4 protein-coding genes are annotated in these 5,797 nt (G+C 67.8%); 2 read left to right on the top strand and 2 right to left on the bottom strand.

Going from position 1 to position 5,797, the window contains the following annotated elements; genetic code table 11:
- The first annotated feature begins 576 nt into the window (after positions 1-576).
- On the top strand, positions 577-2,067 hold the full coding sequence (locus J7I94_RS37600) for a SulP family inorganic anion transporter (RefSeq protein ID WP_215174819.1): 1,491 nt from the start codon (positions 577-579) through the stop codon (positions 2,065-2,067).
- Between the two features lie 421 nt (positions 2,068-2,488).
- Complete coding sequence (locus tag J7I94_RS37605) at positions 2,489-2,800, top strand: hypothetical protein (protein WP_215174820.1); 312 nt, start codon at positions 2,489-2,491, stop codon at positions 2,798-2,800.
- Positions 2,801-2,833: 33 nt separating this feature from the next.
- Here the strand turns inward: J7I94_RS37605 and J7I94_RS37610 are convergent, their stop codons facing one another.
- Together J7I94_RS37610 and J7I94_RS37615 are read right to left on the bottom strand one after the other, a co-directional pair.
- The gene (locus tag J7I94_RS37610; protein ID WP_251076327.1) at positions 2,834-4,009 is read right to left on the bottom strand and encodes an MFS transporter; all 1,176 of its coding nucleotides are present in this window, start codon (positions 4,007-4,009) and stop codon (positions 2,834-2,836) included.
- Between the two features lie 274 nt (positions 4,010-4,283).
- Positions 4,284-5,786, bottom strand: a complete 1,503-nt coding sequence (locus J7I94_RS37615; protein WP_215174824.1) for a SulP family inorganic anion transporter — start codon at positions 5,784-5,786, stop codon at positions 4,284-4,286.
- Positions 5,787-5,797: the final 11 nt, after the last annotated feature.

Raw genomic sequence — 5,797 nt, forward strand, 5'->3', positions numbered from 1 at the left:
GCTGCTCCCGTTCCCGCTCCAGAAGACGCACCGTCTCGGCCAGGTACTGCCGCTCTTCCTCTTCGTCTTGTGTCTGCAGGTCCGTCAAGGCCATCTCCGGTCTGAGGTCGTTCCCGCCTAGTCTACTTTCACGTCAGAGTAGGTTAGGCGCACGAGCGGGTAGATATCGACCACCATCCACGCAGCCGCAGTCCGCAAGACTGACGCCGAGAGCCGACCGGTATCCGATATGAACGCCTACACCGCCCTATGCCGCACGCCGTCGACTCGAACGACCCGGATTGACACCCTTCCCTCACGTTAGGGTAGTGTGTTGTACGTGCTCGTCTCCGCTGTACAGCGGCGTGCGGCAGAGACGGCCTTGCCGTTGCGGGACCTGCGATCGGGCTCGGACGGCACCTGAAGACTTCCGGGCACCGAAGCCCGCCCCGGCGGCCGTCGCGGTCCGCCAACTCCTTCGGAAGGGCCCCCGACGCGGCCGGGCCACCGGAGGGATTCCGCCCTCTGCCGGCGCGGGATCGCGCACGAACGCGTAGGCGTCCATCCAGGCGCATACGCCTGAACGGAAACGGTTGCATGTCCTCACCGCTGTCCCTGTCCTGGTCCCGCCCTGCTTGGCTGGCCTCACCGAAGGTGTTCCGCACCGAGGTGCTTGCCGGCCTGGTCGTCGCCCTCGCGCTCATCCCCGAGGCGATCTCCTTCTCGATCATCGCCGACGTGGATCCCAGCGTCGGCCTCTTCGCCTCCTTCACCATGGCCGTCGTGATGTCCTTCGTCGGCGGTCGCGCCGCGATGATCACCGCGGCCACCGGGGCCATGGCCCTGGTCGTCGCCCCGCTCAGCCGGGAACACGGTCTCGGTTACCTGATCGCCGCCGTCATTCTCGGCGGCCTCATCCAGGTGATCCTCGGCGCGCTCGGGGTCGCCAAACTCATGCGGTTCGTACCCCGCAGCGTCATGGTGGGCTTCGTCAACGCCCTGGCCATCCTGATCTTCATGGCCCAGGTACCGGAGATGTACGACGTGCCGTGGGCCGTCTATCCGCTCATCGTCGGCGGCCTCGCCCTGATGGTGTTCTTCCCCAAGATCACCAAGGCGGTACCGGCCCCGCTGGTTTCGATCGTCATCCTTACCGTGATCACCGTTGCCGCGGGCATCGCCGTGCCGACCGTGGGCGACAAGGGCGAGCTGCCGTCCTCCCTGCCGGTGCCGGGCCTGCCCGACGTGCCCTTCACGATGGACACCCTGACCCTGATCGCGCCGTATGCGTTCGCCTTCGCGCTGGTGGGCCTGATGGAGTCGCTGATGACGGCCAAGCTGGTCGACGACATCACCGACACCCACTCGGGCAAGACCCGTGAGTCGATCGGCCAGGGCATCGCCAACATCGTCACCGGCTTCTTCGGCGGCATGGGCGGCTGCGCCATGATCGGCCAGACCATGATCAACGTGAAGACCGCCGGCGCCCGCACCCGGCTCTCCACCTTCCTCGCCGGCACCCTTTTGATCGTCATGGTCGTCGCCTTCGGCCCCGTCGTCTCGGACATCCCGATGGCCGCCCTGGTCGCCGTCATGATCCTTGTCGCCGTCGGCACGTTCGACTGGCACTCGATCCAGCCCAAGACCCTCAAGCGGATGCCGCTCGGCGAGTTGATCGTGATGGCCGTCACCGTCATCTGCGTGGTTGCCACGCACAACCTCGCGATCGGCGTCGTGGTCGGGTGCATCACCGCCATGGTGATCTTCGCCAAGCGGGTCGCCCACCTGGCGAACGTCTCCGGCGTCGTCGACCCCGACGGCAAGCAGGTCGTCTACGCGGTGACCGGGGAGCTGTTCTTCGCCTCCTCCAACGACCTCGTCTACCAGTTCGACTACAAGGACGACCCCGACGACGTGGTCGTCGACCTCTCGGACGCCCACATCTGGGACGCGTCCTCCGTCGCGGCCCTGGACGCGATCGAGACCAAGTACGCAGAGCGCGGCAAGAAGGTCACCATCATCGGCCTCAACAAGCCCAGCGCCGACATCCACGAGAAGCTCGCCGGCCAGCTCACCGGCAGCCACTGACGACCGGCCGTTCCTCCCTGGACCACGGATCCGCAGGGGGGAACGGCCCTGCTCGCGGGCCGGGCCCGGCACCACGCCCTGACCAGTCGGGCCCTGCCCGTGTGCGATGCGGCTCCTCTCGGACCGGAGCCGCACTCCGGGGCGATGCTGTTCCGGCGTCCTGGCCAGGGAGTGCCTCCAGCCCGAGCACTCTCCACGTATCTCTACGGGCGTTGCGAACAGCCAGCGATTCTCCATCGTGACTCACGCTGGTACCACGGCGAGCTGAAGCAGGCGATGCGCTCCAACGTTGCCGGCACCGTCTCCGCAAGCGAGCCTCGTGACCTCGTGCCGGCCTACGTCACCATCACCACCTCGCACGGAAAGTGGCATCCATGACACGGACGGACGGTGCCCTTTGGCAGCCCATGACCGCCCCAGCATGCCGGAACTTGGACTGTTGACCGCTCGGGAGTTCACATCAGACGGCGCTGCCATCCGCAAGGGCTGGTGGCGGCTCCTCACCCGCGCCGGGCGACTGCGGATCCGGGGACTTCGCTTGACGCTGCTGACCAGTTCCGAGGCGGTGATCGACAGCGAGTTGCTGCCGCGCGTGCGGTCGACCGCACCTTGGTATGCCCCGAAGGGGAACATCCGGCTGTCGATGAACGGCACGGTGTACTGGGTGCGGCTCCAGCCGGAGCAGGTGGACGACGCCATGGAAGCCGCCACGGCGTGGCGACGCAGACCGTAGTCGGGCCTGCGGTCGGGCCACGACAGCGACCGGCTAGTGCTCGCTCTTGCTGTGCGGCGTGCGTGCTGCGGCAGCTGCGAGGGCCGCTACCGCAGGCAATACGGCGAGCACCAGCAGGGCGGTGCCGTAGTGGCCGGTGAGGTCGTGGCCGATCGAGACGGCCAGGGGACCGAATGCGCTGGCGGCGATGGTGACAGTGTGTGCGCTTCCGCGGATGGCACCGAGGTGAGCTGTGCCGAAGTAGCGGGGCAGGGTTGCCGACTCGACGGCACGGAGCAGGCCGTTCGAGGCGCCGAGCAGGATGCCGTAGGCGATGGCGGTCCAGCCGGGATGAATGAAGCGAGCGGCCAGGGTGGCGCACGCCAGGACAGTCATGGCAGCGATCAGTACCGCTTTGGGAGGCAGGCGATCGATGAGGGCGCCGGCGGCGAGGGTGGCGAGCAGGGCGGCTGCCGTCTGAGGCAGGAAGTTCGCTGCGGCTTCGGCGGGAGTGAGTCCGCGTTCGCCGAGGAGACCGATCTGGTGGAAGTTGAGACCGGTGGTGAGCATGCTGCTGGCGGACAGGCAGGCGGCCACGGCCCAGAAGGCGCTGGTCCGCAGTGCCTGGCGCAGCGTCCAGCCGGTGAGCGGGGCGTCTGCTGCGCTGTCGTCCTGCGGGGTGATGCCGTCGACGTGCTGACCGAGGTCGGCGGGCCGGTTGCGGATGCCGAAGAGAGCGAGGGGAATGACGATCGCCCAGACGGCGATCCCTTCGATCGCCCATGCCTGACGCCAGCCGTGGTCGGCGACCAGTCGTTCGAAGAGAACGGGGGCAAGGGAGATTCCGGCGGTGCCGACCGCGCTGGTGATGCCGAGTGCCAGTCCGCGGCGGCGGTCGAACCAGTAGGCGACCGTGGTCGTGGCGACCAGCGAAAGGGCACCCTGACCCGCCATGCGTATGCCGATGAAACCGGCGGTCAGCCCGACGAGCCCGGTAACGAAGGACAGGGCGAGCAGGATGGCACCGAAGGCGGCGCCGACTGCGCCGATGACCCTGCGCGGCCCGTAGCGGTCGATGGCGCGGCCGACCAGAGGCATGGCGCACGCGCCGACGAGAGTGCCGGTGAGATAGGCGGTGGAAACCTGGGTGCGGCTGACGCCGAGATCGGCGATGAGCGGGTCGATGAAGACCGAGACGCCGGTGGTCTGGCCGGGTGCGGTCATCGCCATGGCGAGCGCGCTGTAGGCGACGATCCGCCAGCCGTGGAAACGCGGCCCGGACGTGGAGGCGGCAGGAGCGGAAGAGCGAGTGGAGGCGTCGGTCGGAGGGGGCTCGGCGGGGCGGCTCAGTGTTCCTCCTTCGCTCGGCTCCGTAACTCCTCGGAGAGTCGTGGATGCGCGGCGGGGCCTTGGGGCGTCAGGGGATTGTCCCGGCCCGGCCCTCGTGTGAGAAGGCCGCCTGCCCCGCGTTCCGTGGTGGGACGCGGGGCAGGCGGCCGGTCAGTCAGTGTCCGCCGGTGAGCTGGCCGGCGAGGCGCTGGTGCATGTCCGCGCTGGGCTCGTTCAAGCCCACGATGGTGACCTTCTTGCCGCGCTGGGCGTACTTGGTCTCGATCGCGTCCAGGGCGGCGACCGACGATGCGTCCCAGATGTGGGTGCCGGACAGGTCGATGACCACGTCGTCGGGGTCGTCCTTGTAGTTGAACTGGTAGACGAGGTCGTTGGAGGAGGCGAAGAACAGTTCCCCGGTGACCGAGTAGACGACCTGCTTGCCCTCGGGGTCGACGACGCCGGAGACGTTGGCCAGGTGGGCGACCCGCTTGGCGAAGATGATCATCGCGGCAATGGTGCCGACGACCACGCCGATGGCCAGGTTGTGGGTGGTGACCACACACGCGACGGTGACGACCATGACGATGGTCTCGCCCACCGGCATCCGCTTGAGGGTCTTGGGCTGGATGGAGTGCCAGTCGAAGGTGCCGACCGAAACCATGATCATGACGGCGACCAGGGCGGCCATCGGGATGTCGGAGACGATGGGGCCGAAGACGACGACCAGGATGATCAGGAAGGTACCGGCCAAGAAGGTGGAGAGCCGGGTGCGGGCGCCCGAGACCTTCACGTTGATCATGGTCTGGCCGATCATGGCGCAGCCGCCCATGCCGCCGAAGAAGCCGGTGACGATGTTGGCGATGCCCTGGCCGATCGACTCACGGGTCTTGCCCGAGTGGGTGTCGGTGATGTCGTCGACCAGCTTCGCGGTCATCAGCGACTCCATCAGACCGACCAGCGCCATGGCGAGCGCGTACGGGGCGATGGTGGTCAGCGTGTCAAGGGTGAACGGCACGTCGGGCAGGCCCGGCACCGGCAGGGAGGAGGGCAGCTCGCCCTTGTCGCCCACGTTCGGAACGGCGATGCCCGCGCCCACCGTGATCACGGTAAGGATGACGATGGAGACCAGCGGGGCCGGGATCACCTTGGTGACCTTGGGGAAGAACACCATGAGGGCCAGGCCGGCGGCGATGAGCGGGTAGACGGCCCACGGCACGTCGTGCATCTCCGGCACCTGGGCCATGAAGATCAGGATGGCCAGGGCGTTGACGAAGCCCACCATGACGCTGCGCGGCACGAAGCGCATCAGCTTGGCGACCCCGAGAGCGCCGAGCACCACCTGGAAGACGCCGGCGAGGATGACCGCCGCGATCATGTAACCGAGGCCGTACTCGTGGTTGAGCGGCGCGATGACCAGGGCGATGGCGCCCGTGGCGGCGGAGATCATCGCCTTGCGGCCGCCCACTACGGAGATGACCACGGCCATCGTGAAGGAGGCGAACAGACCGATCGCCGGATCGACTCCGGCGATGATCGAGAAGGAGATGGCCTCCGGGATGAGTGCCAGGGCGACGACCAGCCCGGCCAGCACCTCGGTGCGCACGACCTTGGGGGACGCGAGCCACTCGGGCTTGGACAGACGCAGCTTGGGAGCGTGGGACAGCGGTGAGGACATGCAACCGTTTC

Origin of the sequence: Streptomyces sp. ISL-12 (assembly GCF_018614415.1) — a bacterium.
Lineage (GTDB): Bacteria > Actinomycetota > Actinomycetes > Streptomycetales > Streptomycetaceae > Streptomyces.

Excerpts from the sequence above, each read along its gene's own strand:
- J7I94_RS37600 (WP_215174819.1), top strand. The coding sequence starts at position 577 with ATGTCCTCACCGCTGTCCCTGTCCTGGTCCCGCCCTGCTTGGCTGGCC.
- J7I94_RS37605 (WP_215174820.1), top strand. The coding sequence starts at position 2,489 with ATGCCGGAACTTGGACTGTTGACCGCTCGGGAGTTCACATCAGACGGC.
- J7I94_RS37610 (WP_251076327.1), bottom strand. The coding sequence starts at position 4,009 with ATGGCGATGACCGCACCCGGCCAGACCACCGGCGTCTCGGTCTTCATC.
- J7I94_RS37615 (WP_215174824.1), bottom strand. The coding sequence starts at position 5,786 with ATGTCCTCACCGCTGTCCCACGCTCCCAAGCTGCGTCTGTCCAAGCCC.